Annotated in this window: 11 protein-coding genes; 6 read left to right on the forward strand and 5 right to left on the reverse strand. The window is 40.7% G+C overall.

The window, feature by feature from the left end; all coding sequences use genetic code 11:
• Positions 1–38: 38 nt before the first annotated feature.
• Positions 39–2,960 (forward strand): HD domain-containing phosphohydrolase, encoded by a 2,922-nt coding sequence (locus BCU68_RS05565; RefSeq protein WP_241901277.1) that lies wholly within the window; start codon positions 39–41, stop codon positions 2,958–2,960.
• A 17-nt stretch (positions 2,961–2,977) separates the two neighbouring features.
• Here BCU68_RS05565 and BCU68_RS05570 read toward each other — a convergent pair whose 3' ends face one another.
• Positions 2,978–3,880, reverse strand: coding sequence for a LysR family transcriptional regulator (locus BCU68_RS05570; RefSeq protein ID WP_133126128.1), 903 nt, complete (start codon positions 3,878–3,880; stop codon positions 2,978–2,980).
• Positions 3,881–4,080: 200 nt separating this feature from the next.
• On the opposite strand from BCU68_RS05570, the gene BCU68_RS05575 reads away from it, so the two are divergent.
• From BCU68_RS05575 to BCU68_RS05590, 4 genes are read left to right on the forward strand one after another with little or no spacing between them, the layout of a single operon-like run.
• Positions 4,081–5,067: an extracellular solute-binding protein gene (locus BCU68_RS05575; protein ID WP_102563805.1), complete on the forward strand. Its 987-nt coding sequence runs from the start codon at positions 4,081–4,083 to the stop codon at positions 5,065–5,067.
• A 2-nt stretch (positions 5,068–5,069) separates the two neighbouring features.
• Positions 5,070–6,824 carry an ABC transporter permease subunit gene (locus BCU68_RS05580; RefSeq protein WP_102563806.1) on the forward strand — a complete coding sequence of 585 codons (1,755 nt, stop codon included), beginning with the start codon at positions 5,070–5,072 and terminating at the stop codon, positions 6,822–6,824.
• An 8-nt stretch (positions 6,825–6,832) separates the two neighbouring features.
• Entirely contained in the window at positions 6,833–7,939 is a 1,107-nt protein-coding gene (locus tag BCU68_RS05585; RefSeq protein WP_102563807.1) for an ABC transporter ATP-binding protein, read from the forward strand.
• Between the two features lie 19 nt (positions 7,940–7,958).
• Entirely contained in the window at positions 7,959–8,468 is a 510-nt protein-coding gene (locus BCU68_RS05590) for an inorganic diphosphatase (protein ID WP_102563808.1), read from the forward strand.
• Positions 8,469–8,582: 114 nt separating this feature from the next.
• Here BCU68_RS05590 and BCU68_RS05595 read toward each other — a convergent pair whose 3' ends face one another.
• A complete protein-coding gene (locus BCU68_RS05595; protein ID WP_102563809.1) occupies positions 8,583–10,163 on the reverse strand; it encodes a BCCT family transporter in 1,581 nt (526 codons plus the stop codon).
• A gap of 167 nt (positions 10,164–10,330) precedes the next feature.
• Positions 10,331–10,963 (reverse strand): DUF6515 family protein, encoded by a 633-nt coding sequence (locus tag BCU68_RS05600; protein WP_102563810.1) that lies wholly within the window; start codon positions 10,961–10,963, stop codon positions 10,331–10,333.
• A gap of 353 nt (positions 10,964–11,316) precedes the next feature.
• On the opposite strand from BCU68_RS05600, the gene BCU68_RS05605 reads away from it, so the two are divergent.
• A complete protein-coding gene (locus BCU68_RS05605) occupies positions 11,317–12,126 on the forward strand; it encodes an outer membrane protein OmpK (protein WP_102563811.1) in 810 nt (269 codons plus the stop codon).
• Positions 12,127–12,281: 155 nt separating this feature from the next.
• Here the strand turns inward: BCU68_RS05605 and BCU68_RS05610 are convergent, their stop codons facing one another.
• Positions 12,282–15,359, reverse strand: a complete 3,078-nt coding sequence (locus BCU68_RS05610) for an efflux RND transporter permease subunit (protein WP_102563812.1) — start codon at positions 15,357–15,359, stop codon at positions 12,282–12,284.
• 9 nt (positions 15,360–15,368) lie between these two features.
• Complete coding sequence (locus BCU68_RS05615; protein ID WP_241901278.1) at positions 15,369–16,478, reverse strand: efflux RND transporter periplasmic adaptor subunit; 1,110 nt, start codon at positions 16,476–16,478, stop codon at positions 15,369–15,371.
• Positions 16,479–16,572 lie beyond the last annotated feature (94 nt).

Raw genomic sequence — 16,572 nt, forward strand, 5'->3', positions numbered from 1 at the left:
TATATTTTAAGAACTATGTACTCGTATAGGTTTAGGCTATGAAACCTTGGTTTTTATTAAAAAGTAAAAGAAAAGGGTTCCCTCTTCATATTCATATCTCAACACTATTTGTCACGCTTATTCTCATCGTTTGTACTACTCAAATATGGCTGATAAATAAAGGAGTGAATAATGTTCTTATTGATATAAATTCCACCCTATTCTCACAAATATCACAAGAAGCACATGGTTTTATTTCAGCCGAATACCGTCCAGCCTTTACTCTCGTTTCAACACTTGCCTTAGGTGATATTGTTTATGCGGATACCTTTGAAAAGCGTATGGATTACTTCGAAGAGCTTGCCGAGCTTTTAATATTATACTCTCAAATATCCACTTATACCGTTAGCTTTCCCAATGGCGAACTGTTTACCGTTGGAAAGTTTGGTAGTGAGGTTCGCCACATTCATCATAGTGATCTGAATGCCCCTGCTGAGGCGAGTTTTTTTATCATCAGTACTGATAATAAAAATCCATCAGCTGATAATACGTCATTTTATAATCAACAGCTTAAAAAGGTTGGTGCTACTCATCATCCACATAATAAGTTTCACGTTAGTCACCGCCCATGGTTTGATCAGTCCATTAAAAAGCACACCAAACTATCGAGACCTCATTACTTTTCAACTATCGAGCAATTTGGTTTAACGATTCATAGGATGGGAGAAAATGGCGCGATTGTAAGCAGTAATATCCTACTAAGTAATATTTCATCAGCATTGAAAAATACGGCTAAGACTCCATCATCATTACGTGTTCTGTATGACAAAACCGGAACAGTATATGCGATGAATAAGCCTTATGATTTAAAAGCCAGCCCTATAAATAATCAAGGTCACCTAATTAATATAAATAACCTTAAAAATAATAGTATCTCTTCTTCTATCAAATCATTAGACGTTGACGGTGATATAAAAGAGTATACCTATAACGGTCAAGTGTGGTTTGGACAAATATTTTCTATTAGTGTTAGAAATAATGAAAACCTGTACCTTTTAGTTGCAACTAAAGGATCAGAAATGCTACAGCCTGCCTCTGTAATTCGTCATTACTCTATTTTGCTCTCTCTGGCTGTGTTAATTATCGCCATTCCTTGTGCGCATTATATTTCTAAAAAAATATCACGTCCAATTAGAGAAGCGACACAGCAAGCCCTTGATATTTCACGCTTTGATTTTCCTAAATCGGCTACTTTACCGACTCATATAACTGAAATTCACTATCTTAATCATGCACTTTCCGCGATGCGCTCAGCGATACAAAACTACCTAACGCTAACGGATACTATCTCTAAACAAGATGACTTTGATGAATTGGTTAAATTTGCTGGTCGCAGCACAGCAGAAGCAACGGGCTCAAATGCCGCCTACCTCTACCTAGCCAACGAGACGAAATTAGAGCCTAAATATGCTTGGCGAGTGGAAAGTCAAAGTGATGATATTAACCAACTTGCTGAGTTTTCTCTCAATGATAAAAATATACAACAAGCGATTAAACAGATAATGGACAGCAATGATCCTTTTACCAGCGCAGAGATCGATAGGTTAAGTCAAGGGGAACTTCAACGATTAAACTTAACCAATGAACAAGCTTGGACGTTAACCTTTCCATTATTTAATCGCAAAAAAGAAACGATCGGCGCTATGGTACTGATTTTCGAACAATCTCAAAAGGAACAGATCCTGAATAACCATTTGCACTATTTCGAATCTCTCACTCATTACACAGCAATTGCGCTTGATGGACGGAGAATGTTCGAAGAACAAAAGCTATTATTAGAAGCCTTTATTAAGGTAATGGCTGGTGCTATTGATACTAAATCGCCTTATACCAGTAACCACTGCCAAAAGGTTCCGCTGCTCACACAGTGGTTTGCTCAAGCCGCGATTGATTCAACTCAACCAGAATTTAAGGATTTTGATTTAAGTAAAGATGGATGGGAAGAGCTAAGAATTGCAGCTTGGTTACACGACTGTGGTAAGGTGACAACACCAGAGCACATCATTGATAAATCGAGCAAACTTGAAACCATTTATAACCGAATACATGAAATAAGAACCCGCTTTGAGGTATTAAAAAGAGAGGTTGAAATTGAGCAATGGCGCAAAGAGTTTAAGCAACTTTCCAGCGATGCTCAAACTTCAATAGATAATGAATGGCAAAGGCTCGACAATGAATTTGCGTTTATTGCTCACATCAACACCGGTGGCGAATATCAATCCCCAGAACAAATTGCACGAGTTAAAGAGATTGGTCGACAACAGTGGCTACGTACCATGGATAACCAACTCGGGTTGTCTTGGGAAGAGTTGGAACGGATACCTAAATCTATTGACTCATCACAACCACAAATGGAGTCATTATTAGAGGATAAACCCGATCATTTGATACCCCATATCGCACTGAAGCCTCAAGAGGAGCGTTTCAATATTAAAGCCAAAGAGTACAGTAACAATCTCGGTGAGCTCTATAATTTAACCATAGCGACAGGGACACTCAATGATGAAGAGCGCTATGTCATTAATGCCCATATTACTGAAACTATTCGTATGCTAGAAGCGCTGCCTTTTCCTCGTGAAATTAAAAATATTCCCACGATTGCTGGCGGTCACCATGAGAAAGTAGACGGCACGGGTTACCCATTAGGATTGACTGGTGATGAGATGCCACTGACGACCAAAATGATGACTATCTGTGATGTGTTTGAGGCACTAACCAGTTCTGAGCGTCCATACAAAAAAGCCAAAACATTATCTGAATCGATAAAAATTATGCACTTTATGGTCAAGGATAACCATATCGACCGCTCTTTATTTGAGTTATTCCTCACTTCAGGTGTATATAAAAAATATGCGTTAGCACACTTAAAACCTGAGCAGTGCGATGACGTTGATCTAGCCTTGTACCTCGCTAAAAAATAGCATTAGCCGATCTTAACTTAACTGCTTATTGTTTCACGTTTTAGAAGTAAGTAGTTTATCAATGACCTGACTCTGTTCGGCAATTTACTTTCCGAATAGACAAGATGAATTGGTGTCACTGGAGGGGAATAAGGTTGCAGAATAGGAATAAGTCGACCTGCATTGATAGAGCGTTCTAGCATGTTACGAGGTAATTGGATAATTCCCATACCTTTATCAGCAGCTCGTACTAATGCCATGCCATCATTGATAATAAATCGACTCTTAAATAGTATGCCTTGCCTTTTTTCCTTGCCTTTGACATACCACTTTTCTGGTATACCGGTAATTTGAGAGCGCAAAAGCAGGCACTGATGCTCATGCAACTCTTCAATACGATTGGGCGTACCATGTAATGCTAAATATTCAGGGGAAGCGCAAATAGTTAGTTGCTCTTTATCCAATCGCTGGGCAATAAAATTACTATCATCAAGCTCACCAATCTGAACCGCTAAATCAATTTGCTCTTCAATAATATTAACCGGTCGATCATCTAAAATAATATCAAATGTCACTTCCGGGTTTTCTTGAGCAAATTCATGCAATAGTGGCACCACATACCTTGCCCCGTAAACCCGTGGCAATTGTATATTAATATTGCCCTGTAAAGCTTTTGTGGAGTCATTAATCTCATTTTCTACACTTTCTAACTGTGCGATCACCCCTTCTAAGCGATGAAAAACACTCATTCCTAGCTCTGTTGGTACAAGCGTGCGTGTCGTTCTGCGTATTAACCTTACACCATAAGCTTGTTCTAAATTAGAAACATTTTTACTCACCGCAGACGCCGAGATACCTAGCTTTCGTGCAGCTTGTGAAAAGCTACCGTGCTTAACCGATTCCACGAAAGAGACCATGCGAGAAAATGATGTAGCGTTCAATGACTGATTACCATGAAAGACAAATTTGCCACATTTTGCAGGATAAAAATGACAGAAATATGAATCTATTTGCAACTAAAAGGCTATTCACTTGTAACTATAAGTATCATTGTTTTGTCGTAATTCCTCACTAGAATAGCCGCATTGGTTACTTCCCGATTGAAGAAATATTTTACTTAATACTTACTGAGGTTCATAACATGCATAAGCTAAAGCCACTGTCACTTGTCATCACTTCTACCCTTTTAAGTGCTCAAGTTCTTGCAACACCTGTTTTATATACTAATGATTTTGAAGAAATTATTGGTGAACAATTTACTAAAGATACAGGTCATGCACTTGATGTTGTAAAAATGTCTGGCGGCAACTTAATTGCACGTATTGCGGCTGAGCGCAGTAACCCACAGTGGGATATGATCCTTTTTAATGGCGATAGCACACTACTTGGCTTAGATAAAAGTGGCGACCTAAAACAAGCGTTAAACCCTGCAGGTTTGGATAATCTAACCGCTCAAGGCAACGCTTTATTACCAGATAATCAAGCTTATTTTCCAGTGAGCATCGCCTCTGCCTGTGTAATAGTAAAACGTAAAGATAATCCTGTTGAAATTAACGGTTACAGCGATTTAGCTCAGCCAGCGCTTAAAGGATTGGTTGGCATGGCTGATCCATCCATTGCAGCACCAGCTTACCCGTGTGTTGCGGGTCTATTTCATCAATTAGGCGAAGAGCGAGCTCAAACCTTATTTACTGATATGTTCCAAAACCAACTGCGCATTTTCCGTACTAATGGACCAACAGGTCGAGCGCTACAGTCTGGTGAAATCGAAGCGGCACTACTTACCTCACAACAGGCTTATACCTTTGTGAACCAAGGTGCTGACTTTGAGATCATTTGGCCTGAAACAGGGACACCAGCCACAATAAGAGCGGCTGGTATTCAAGCAAAAACAAAACACCCTGAAGTAACGGAATCTTTCATTAACTGGGTTTTAAGTGCTAAAGGACAGCAGTTCTTAATTGATAATGGTGACAGTGATGGCATTTTCCGTCCAACCGTTGTTGGCGCAAATGAAGTGACTTACGGCCCTGGTGATGATGTTAAATATAACTTTACACCGGTTTCTTACGCTTTTGAAAATGATGAGAAAATCAAAAGCTGGTTTGCAGATCAGGCTATTTATTAATTATGACTACTTACCAACAAGATATGAGCCAGCCTTATACCCATGGTAGTAAAACCAGTTCTTTGTTAGTGCGCCTAAAAACCGCACTTTCACCAGAGCTAGCTTTAGGTGTTGGGATGCTTTTCATCCTTTCTCTATTGGTATTACTACCGATGTTAATGGTTGTTTTGCAGCCGCTACTGCTATGGCTAGAAGTAGGATCTGATGCTGTAGGGTTAGGTGAGATATTCCAACGCCCACTATGGATGGCATCATTAAAAAATAGCCTCTATTTATCAATTGGTGCTGGCATCATAGGTGGTTTAATGGGAGCAATGCTCGCTGTTGCTCGTCATTCGTATCAATTTGCCGGCAGTCGCTATGTTGATCTCGTCGTGTGGATGATTTTGATCATACCTTCATTTGTGATTGCTCAAGGCTGGGTTCTCTTTGCTAGTCGCTCTGGAATTGTGGCGCAAATGACAGGCTCGCGCGTTATATCTGAACTGGTTTTTAACCCCAACGGTCTTGTTATCATGATGAGTTTAAAGAACTTTCCTTTAGCTTATCTTGCTATGTCAGCCGCTCTGCAGTGGAGCATGCGTAATTTAAGCATTGCGGGTCGATTATGTGGGCAACCAGCGTGGTATGTCTTTTTAACCGTTCGTATGCCATTACTATTGCCAGCACTGTTATCCGCTGTGGTTCTAGTCTTTATTGACACGATCGGGGATTTCGGACTACCAGCAGCGTTAGCCACTAGTTATCGCTATCCAACTTTACCTTATACGATTTATGCAGCCATCAATCACTCACCAATACGTTTTGATTTAGCCGGTATACTTGCCAGTTATCTCGCCGTAATTATGTTTGCTGCCCTCTTTCTCTACTTTTGGATATTACGAGCAAAACCATATCAATTCTTAACCAGTCAAACAGGAATGCAAACAACGCCAAAAGCACCCTACCCTAAATTATTAGCCGGTGTGGTGTGGGGCTTTCTATTTATTGCTGTTGGTATCCCTATTGGAACGAGTTTTATGGTTTCATTTATGGATCAGTTTTGGAATGGATTAGCTTGGCATAACTTCAGCTTTGATAATTACATCAATCTTTTTCATAGTCGTTCTGTATTCTCTGAAGGACTAAGCAATGCATTATCTGTGGCTGCTAAATCGGCAATTCTAAGTGGGATATTAGCCTTCTTAGCCGCTTACCTACTGACATTTACCACCAGTAATGTAAATAGAATTATTGATATCGCCTGTACCATGTCGATGGCAATCCCTGGCGTCATACTAGGTATTGGCTTTATTTTTGTCTGGAACTCTCCATTATTAGCTAACCACGGCTTAGCGCTGTATGGCAAAGCAGAAATTCTGATCCTAGCCTCAACAGCAACATCCGTGCCGGTTGCAGTACGAATACTAATGGGAGCAATGGCGCAAATTCCAATCAGTCAACTAAACGCAGCACGCTTACAAGGTGCAGGGTTAATACGCAGGTTGCATACCATTGTTATGCCACTGGTATTCACTGCACTTATTTCAGCGGTATTGTCTGGCTTTGGCTCAAGTATCTTTGAGTTAGCGATTAGTTCAATGCTAAGACCTGCTCGATTTGAAATGCTGGCTCCTTTTGTCAGTGCACAATTTGATGCTGGTGAGTATGGCCTTTCAACGGCTGCTGTATTTGTTGCAGGTACGTTCGCTGCGGTATTAATCGCCATTTGTAATTACCTTTTGAAACGTCACTTCAAACACTTAATTAAAGAATAAGAGTCGATATGTTAAATAATACTCAACATAACCCAGCTAATTTTCTTGAAAGCATTAACGTTAATAGAACGATTGGTACGCAGGCAATCTTAAAAGAGGTGTCATTTTCTCTAAAGGAAGGGGAAGTTTACTGCATCGTTGGTCCATCAGGATCTGGTAAGTCATCGCTACTTAAGATTATCGCTGGTATTGATGCGCCTGATAGCGGTGAAGTGACGCTACAGGGTGAAACCTTAACCAATGGCACAAGCATGCTACCGCCAGAAAAGCGCCGCATGAATATGGTGTTTCAAGACTATGCGCTTTGGCCACACATGAAAGTGAAAGATATTGTTGGCTATGGGTTAACTCACCTTAAAAAAGCAGAAAAAGAGTCGAGAATTCAAGAGATGTTAGCACTCTTAAAAATTACTCAATACAGCGAAAGATACCCACGCGAATTGTCGGGGGGACAAGCACAACGAGTGTCGATAGCACGAGCGATTGCGACAAATCCTGATGTATTGCTGTTTGATGAGCCACTTTCTAACCTTGATGTGCAATTAAGAACTGAGATGCGCAGTGAATTTTCTAATCTATTTAAAAGACTGAATAAGACAGTGCTTTACGTTACCCATGATCCATTAGAAGCCTGTGCTTTTGCCGATAAGATCATTGTAATGAAAGAAGGCGAAATAGAACAAATAGCCTCACCACAAGATCTTTTTTCTGCGCCGAAGTCACCATGGATCGCTTCATTAGCAGGCTTTGATTGCCAAGTTACTGTCGATAACCTTGCTCTGTCTGACGATCTTAATCAAGCAGACTTAAGAATCAATGATCAAAAGCTCACTGTAAATGTCGCAGCACAAGGACCTTTATTCGCTAACCAAATGCGTCTTTGGTTACGTAGTTCAGGGATTCGAGTCCAATCTGAACTTGATAGTAGCCTTGAAGTAATTAATACATTAACAGGCAAAGTTAAAGAAAATAATTTTGAAGGCAGCCATTGGCGCATCGATATTCAAGTGAATGAAACAACCGTTTTGCCACTACTTCACCATGAACAATTAAAGAATAATCAAACAGTGCAATTGGTCATCCCTACTGAACACTGTCTATTAATGAACCAATAATAAGAAATAAGAGTACGTTATGAATTTCACTATGAAAGTTGAGATCCCAGCTGGCAGCATTACACGCTATAGCTTTGATGAAAAAGGTCGTTTAAAGGTAAAGCATTTCCAATCAATGCCTGTTAGTTACCCTGCTAATTATGGCTACATTGAAGATACACTTGCTGAAGATGGTGCTGCATCTGATGTTCTCGTGTTAACAAGAGAGCCGCTTTATCCTGCGACCTATATTGATATTCGAGTGATTGGTTATATCGATATGACCGATGGTGGCGAGAAAGATGAGAAGTTTATTGCCGTTCCTGTTTCCAGTGTTGATCCAACTTATGATGAAATCACCTCAGTATTTGATTTACCAAAGGCTGAATTAGATCGTATTTACGCCTTTTATAGCGTATACAAAAATCTTCCTGCTGGCAGAAAACATGTCGAGCTCAATGGCTATAAAGACCACATCGAAGCACAGGAAATTTTAACTCAAGCTTCTTTACGCTACATCAATAGCACTAACACCAGCCGCATGGCTTAGTATATTCATTATAATTTTTATCGCTAAAAGTAAGTACCCAGATAAAAATTCGCCCCAGCTAAAGAACTGGGGCGAAAAATAAATGATTACTGCTTATTTAATAGCTCGTGTGCATTATTTATAGAGCGAATACTCTGTTTTCAGTCCTTTTACCAAACTGACGCACATCAATATCAACACAAACGTGAAAGGTAATGCCGTGGTCACAACACCAGACTGCAATGCCTGAAGCGCTTCTTTGCCACCAACCCAAAGAATAACAGCAGCAATAGCCCCTTCAATCACAGCCCAGAACACTCGTTGTGGGATTGGTGCTTCGACTTTACCACCAGCAGTAATACTGTCGATAACCAATGAGCCAGAGTCTGACGATGTAATGAAAAAGATCAACACTAAGATGATCGATAAGATCGACAATGCAGAACTAAATGGCAGTGCATCGTAAACGTGAAACAGAGTCAGTGAAATATCCGTTAAGCCTTGAGCACCTAACTCACCCACTTTATTAGCAACTTGATCAATCGCAATGCCACCAAAAATCGACATCCAGATCATGGTCATCAGAGTTAGAATAAAGACAACCGAGAATAAGAATGAACGTACTGTACGCCCTTTCGAAACACGTGCAATAAACATCCCAACAAATGGTGACCACGAAATCCACCATGCCCAGTAGAAGACAGTCCAACCATGCATCCAAGTCGTATCATCACGCCCATGCGGGTTACTTAACGCAATGATATTTTCTATGTACGCCATAAACGTGTGTGGTAATGAGGCAATAGCAATATCAAACGTCACGTAGGTAACAAAAATCAATAATGCAAAAGCAAACAGCATATTGATATTACTTAAGACCTTAACTCCACCATCAATGCCACGCATAACCGACAAAATAGCAATACAGGTAACAAAGCCAATAATGACTATTTGCATCCCTATCCCGCCATCAGTACCAAATACATGATTAATACCACTGGTCGCTTGCTGGGCACCAAGACCAAGTGAAGTTGCAAGACCAAATAAAGTCGCCAACACTGCCATGATATCAATGATATGACCTAGCCACCCCCACGCTCTATCGCCAAATATAGGGTAAAAAACAGAACGAATAGATAGAGGTAGACCTTTATTGAAAGCAAAGAATGCTAGCGCTAGCGCAACAATGGCATAAATAGACCAGCCATGGATTCCCCAGTGGAAAATCGTTGCCCCCATCGCCAATGATTTCGCTTCAGCAGTATTTGCCGCAACATTAAATGGTGTTCCCCACCAATCAGTGTAATAAGCGGTCGGCTCAGCAACTCCCCAAAACAGTAAACCAATCCCCATCCCTGCCGCAAATAGCATTGCCATCCAAGAAAGCGTTGAGTGTTCAGGTTTTGCTTCTTTGCCACCTATACGTATTTTCCCAAAAGGAGAAAGCATTAGAGCAACGGTAAAGAAAAGGAAGAAGTTAGTTGCCCACATAAAGAAGGCATCAAATTTAACCAGGATGCTGTTTTTTAAACCATTAAGAGCTTGGTTTGCAGTACTTGGTTCGACAATGAGCATTGCCATAATGAAGAAAAGAATTAGACCCGCACTAATACCAAAAACAGGGTTATGTATATCAAAGCCCCATTTTTGCACATTATCTTGGCCTACTTGGTAGTCGGTTGTATCAATACTATATTTTTTAAACGCATTATCCATAAATGATTCTCAGATATCCAATCCTTGGTAATTTCTATCAAGAATAAAAAAAGAGTGACTTTGATAAATAAAGTCACTCAATCAAAAAACCAAAATATGTTACCAATTCTAACAAAGATATTCAAATATCATCTAATTGATACAATACTCATTAGCTGCACTTCTATTTACAATTGTGGTTCTACGATAACAAATTGGTTAGTACCTGCAATTGGCGCATACCAGTCATTACCATCGACATAAAAAGTCGCGCCTTCAATCGTCACAGTAGTCGCATTGGCAGGAATAGTATTCACAAGTTGACCTGCATTGGAGTAATTATTGATCACCGTATTTTGCACGGCAGGTGCCGCGATAGGTGGTTGCTCAACATAAACATAATTATCATTAGTGTGTTTGTAATAAGCATTATTGATTACCGCATAGCTGATCCCTGCAATCATGACGAAAGCTGCTGCTGTGGGTAGATCAACGCGTCGATATGAACGACGAACGGGAGGTTTGACAACTACAATAGGTTTTACCACGGGTTTATGGCTTGGCTTGACTATCACTACCGGTTTACTCGGTGGCTTATGACCCGGTTTAATCACGACTGGCTTATTCGACGGTTTATTCGAAGGCTTATGATTTGGTTTCACGACTACCGGTTTTGTTGAGGGCTTATTCCCTTGGTGCTGGGATGTGTTGTGTGAGGACTTCTTATTTTCGACCGGTGCAGCACTGGCTAATATAGGGGTCGATACCGTTAATATCAGCAGACTAGCTACTAAACTTTTGTGTTGTTTTATTGAAAACATAGTTAACTCCGATCATGTTGCAATGAGTGCATAAATTATCATAGTAAAAGTCAATATACGCAAGGGAGTGTAAAGTTGAGTAAATGCTTATTAACCATTTATCACTCGGTATAAGCAAAGCAATCTTTTGCGCAAACGGTATCCTCACTAAAACTTATGCAATTAGATGAAAGTTCCCTTAAGTTTTATTGAAAATAACCAGTATGTGATCTCCATCACACCATTTGTGCAACTTTTGTCTACATGGCACTGTTTTTTGAGATTAATATCGCTATTATGCGCTCCAAGATTTAGCGAAACTTAGATACCGCTAACCACATAGATGTTCCAACTTAATGATAGAGAGTTCCTTTATGCGCAAATCACTTTTAACTCTTGGTTTAATAGCTGCAGCTTCTGCACCAGTAATGGCTGCTGACTACACTGACGGTGACATTCATAAAAATGATTACAATTGGATGCAGTTTAACCTAATGGGTGCATTCAACGAGAAAGGTGTTTCTGAATCAACCCATGATTACTTGGAAATGGAATTTGGCGGTCGCTCTGGTATCTTCGATCTATACGGTTACGTTGACGTATTCAACCTAACAAGTGATCCTGATAGCGATAAAGCTGGTGAAGAAAAAATCTTCATGAAATTCGCACCTCGTATGTCTCTTGATGCCATGACTGGTAAAGATCTTTCTTTCGGTCCACTAAAAGAGCTTTACGTTGCGACTGTTATAGAATGGGGCGGCAACTCAGGTGTTAACTCTCAAAAAATTGGTCTAGGTTCTGATGTTATGGTTCCTTGGTTCGGTCAAGTTGGTCTTAACCTATACGGTACTTACGATTCAAATGTTAAAGACTGGAACGGCTTTCAAGTTTCTACAAACTGGTTCAAACCATTCCACTTCTTTGATAATGGCTCATTTATCTCTTACCAAGGTTACATCGATTACCAATTTGGTATGAAAGAAGAGTACTCTACTGCTTCAAACGGCGGCGCAATGTTTAACGGTATTTACTGGCACTCAGAGCGCTTTGCAGTTGGTTACGGCCTGAAGCTTTACCACAACGTTTACGGTTTTGACAGTGATAAAGCTCTTCCATGGAACCCTGCTGCTACAGCAGATTCATCAGGTGCTGGTCACTACTTAGCTGTAACTTACAAGTTCTAATGTAACTTGAAGTTTATCGCTTAAAAAATGGCGCTCCTTTGAGCGCCATTTTTATAGGTTTTAATAGAGAATAATTTTAATTATGTTGAAACTATTAATAGCCATTGTATTTAAGTTATTTGCGCTAAACTGATATTACTTAAAATCAAACTAATCTAACCAACTCTGTTTTTTCTCATCATTAACTGAAAAACAACAGGCACAAAATAAAACGAGATTAATGTCGTTAATACCGTCCCGCCAACAATAGCCACAGCAAAAGGCGGCCAAAATCCTCCACCCGCAATAATCAGTGGAATAAAGCCACCAACCGTTGTTATCGTGGTTGAAACAATATGACGAGTACATGACATCACCGCATTGACGACCGCTTCCACCTCTCCTAATATTGCTTTTTCATCCAGTTTCAATTCTGCTAAAATAACAATCGCCGCATTAATGGCAAGCCCTGAAATACCCAACATGGCGATAATCACAGTAAAGCCAAATGGGTAATTAAATATCCACACTGATAATAGCCCTAATCCTGCGGCTAGCCCTGCGACCATAAAAATAATCGCACTTAAACGAAAAGAATTAAAAGACATCACGACAACCAGGATCATAAAAACAATCACAACGGCGACATTGGAAATTAAATTATTCACCGATGCATTCCTTTCTGCTGATTCTCCACCAAATTCAACATAATATCCGCTCGGAATATGATAATTATTTAGCCGTTGCTGAAATTGATTAAGAACCGTCTGTGGCAATACTCCTGCTTCAATATAGCCTTCAATACTATTAACTCGCTCCCCATTACGACGTGTAATTGCCCCTCGACTTGGAGTTAACTCAAGTGTTGCTAACGTCGAAACATTCACACCTGTGGTATAGATATCAGACGCAATCGGCAAACGAATATTGCCTAAATGCGCTAAATTCTCTCGAGCATCATCGCCGACACGCACACGGATAGGAATGGATTCACTCCCCTCAGTGACAGAGCCGCTTTGCCTACCCACCAGCGTCGTTTGTAATAAATTCGCAAACTGATTAAGTGATATTCCATTTAAGTTTGCCGTATCTTCATCGACATGCAGTAGCACTTTAGGCATCCCTGGCTGAAGGGTTTCTCGCGTATGAGTAACGTGCGGCGTATTAGTAAGAATTAAGCGAACATCTTCACCAATCATTTTTAACGTTTCTAAATTTTCGCCATAGATACGCAGTTCAATTGGCGCGGTAAATGGGGGTCCTTGATTCAACTTTCTCACTAAGATTTGTGCCTGCGGTATCTCTTGGCTAAGGCGTTTTTGTAATAGCGGTATTAACTGATTAGCCGCTGTAAAATCTTCGGTCTTAACCATCGCCTGGGCAAAGTAAGGAGCATTATTCTCTCGTGCTTGTAAGTTGTAATAAAAAGAAGGGAAATTTGCACCAATTAGCCAATCAACTTGTTCCACATTCGCATAGGAACGGATCACGCGATCGACATCCTCACTCACCTTTTCGGTCGCATAGATACTCGCTTGAGGTGGTAAGTAAACTTGTACCTCAAACATATCACGATCCGATGGCGGGAAAAATTGCTCGGTGAGGTGTGACATACTCCAATAGCCTGTAATAGGAACGAGAACAACCAATATCAGGGTAACCACAGGATGGGTAACCCCCCAGTGGATTGATGATCTAAACCACTGAGTCACCCTAGGTAAACGTAACCCAGTCACATACCAATGGTGATCATCATTATTACCTGTTGCTGATTTACCTGGTAATAGCTTCGTTGCAAAACCAGCAATAATGGTATGAGAAACAAGATATGAACCGAGCAAAGAAAATGACACGGTTATCGCAATCGCCCCAACAAACTCCCCTGTCGCCCCTGGCATTAAGATGATCGGTGCAAAAGCCAAAACAGTAGTGAGTGTTGAACCTAATAGTGGTACCCATAAATGCTGTAGAGCGTTTAGTGTCGCTTGTGTTCGTGCTTGCCCTTTTAAGCGATAACTTTGAATCGTATCAACCATAACAACGGCATTATCAACCATAATACCTAAAGCTACGATTAAACCCGTTACCGACATTTGGTTAATCGGCACCCCAGTCATTTTCATCAGAGAAAGTGTTAGCATTGAGGTTAATGGCAAAGCGATCGCCACCAAAATAGCAGCCCTTACCCCTAACGTGATAAATAAAACGCCGAGGATAAGGATAAAACCAATCAATAAGCTTTGCCCTAAATCGACCAGCCGATCTTCGGTATAACCTTGTTGATTAAATAACACATCAACGTCGATATTACTGGGCAACTCTGACTGAAACTGCGCCAATACTTGCTCTGCTCGTGCTGTCCAAGCATCGACTCTCAAACTCGATTGCATCCGTGCTGCCACAATAACGGCAAGCTTGTTATCTGCTAACGCTATCTGATTCGCTGGGGTTTTCTGCCCTCTCTGCACCGTTGCTATATCACTTAAGCGCACAATATGACCATTATCTTCAACCGCAATAGGCACTTGCTTAATGCGCTCAATCGAGTCAAGTTCCGAAGCGACTTCTAAGCCAAATCTTGTATTACGATTAACCAGTTCACCGGCTGAGTTTTTGGCATCCGCTCCCATCAAACGCTCTGCAACCGAAAAACTTGACCCACCCAACGCCGCTGCTTCCGCTGTTCGTAATGTTATTTGGATCTCTTCTTCTGGCACACCATACTCATCAACAAACTCAGTACCAGATAAACTTCGAAGCCGCTTTGCCAGCGCTTTGCTATAGCGCCCAAGTGTTAATGCATCGACTTCACTAGGACCAGACCATGTCAATGCCGTGATCATTGTAAAGGGATACGTGTGGTCGCTATCTAAGTCTGGTGCTAAGGTGCCATCTGGCAATAACGCCATAACCGCTGATAATTTATCACGAGATTTTGACCATATAGGTTCGGGGTCAATAATTTCATCATTAAGCTCAATAGTGACAATCGAAACGCCAGGTCGAGAGGTTGAAGTTAATAACTTAATTTCACTCAATTCTCTAAGCTTGTTTTCAATGACCTCTGTCACTAAGGTCTCAACACGCTCGGCACTCGCACCAGGAAAACTCGTTGTCACAGTGGCATATCGGTTACTAATGATTGGATCTTCAGCCCTAGGTAAGGTTAAAAAAGCCGAGCTTCCACTCACAATTAAAAGGGCAGTAATCAAAATGAGTAAACGTGTATTTGATATCGCTTGAATGATGTTCATGCTTACTCCTTACTGCGTCGGATTGGAAATGGATAAAGCTTGCACACTTTGACCAGGTACAACACGATGTAAACCACTTGCGATCACGGCTTCGTTATCTTCAAGGGCTCCTTGGACATAAGCTTGTTGATGATCAGCAAATAAAACCTGAATACTACGCCTTTCAACATAACCATCTCCATTGACAATAAAGAGATTCCAAACGCCTCTTAACCCATCAATCAAAGCAGTCAATGGCACCCAGTACCCCTGCTCTTCAACACGCTCATCAAATTGTAAGTAAGCTAATTGTCCTTCTAACACCGCCGTATCATTGGGCATCAAATAACGCAAACCTACACTACGTGAATATGTATCAACCATTGCACCAGGATTGAGTAGTTTGGCTAAATACGTTTGTTCACCCACTCGTATTTGAGGAGCAGTCAGTGCGGATATTTTGGTTAGCTGGTTAGCCGGAATACCAATAAAAGCTTCTTTGTCTGTATCGGAGAGCAATGTTAATGTCGTGCTACCGACTGTCACGACATCGCCTAATGAAACAAACCTTTTCGCTATCACACCAGAGAACGGAGCAAAAATGGTCGATTTATTTTGCCTTAATTGATTGGCTTTAATTTCCGCTTTAATACGTAGTATATGAGCTTGCAATACCCCCTGCTGACTGATGAGAGAATCAATTTCAGCTTCAGCACTAAAGCCTTTCTTCTTTAACGAACGCTGTCGTTTCAGGTTAGCTAGGACTAAATTAAGTTGTGCGTTTACTTCTGTTTTCTGTGCATTAAGTTGGCTTGCTTCAGTGGTCAGTAGATCAGTATCTAAACGAATTAAAGGTTCACCTTGAAGGACGCTATCACCCACATCAACAAGCAGTTGTAAGACCTTCCCTGACAGTTCAAAACCAACATTCGCGACCTGACCAGATTTAACAACACCGGCATACTCTCGTCGAACCGTATAAAAAGGCAACGCTTTGGCGTCAATGGTTTCAACAATATGCGCCACCGCTTTATGTGATGTTGTTTCGTTAGATGCTACGCCAGAATCATCATTACACCCTGCAAGCACTAACCCAACTATGAAAAGTAATCTCCATTTACCTTGAACCATCTTATTCACCCTACTTATCCTTACCAGAGGTATCATCTACCTTAAGAATACACAATCAAACTAGACTGTCTAGTTTGATTGTGTTAAAAATGAGTTCTCAGCC

It is taken from the genome of Vibrio sp. 10N.286.49.B3, from assembly GCF_002873395.1.
Taxonomy (GTDB): Bacteria; Pseudomonadota; Gammaproteobacteria; order Enterobacterales; family Vibrionaceae; genus Vibrio.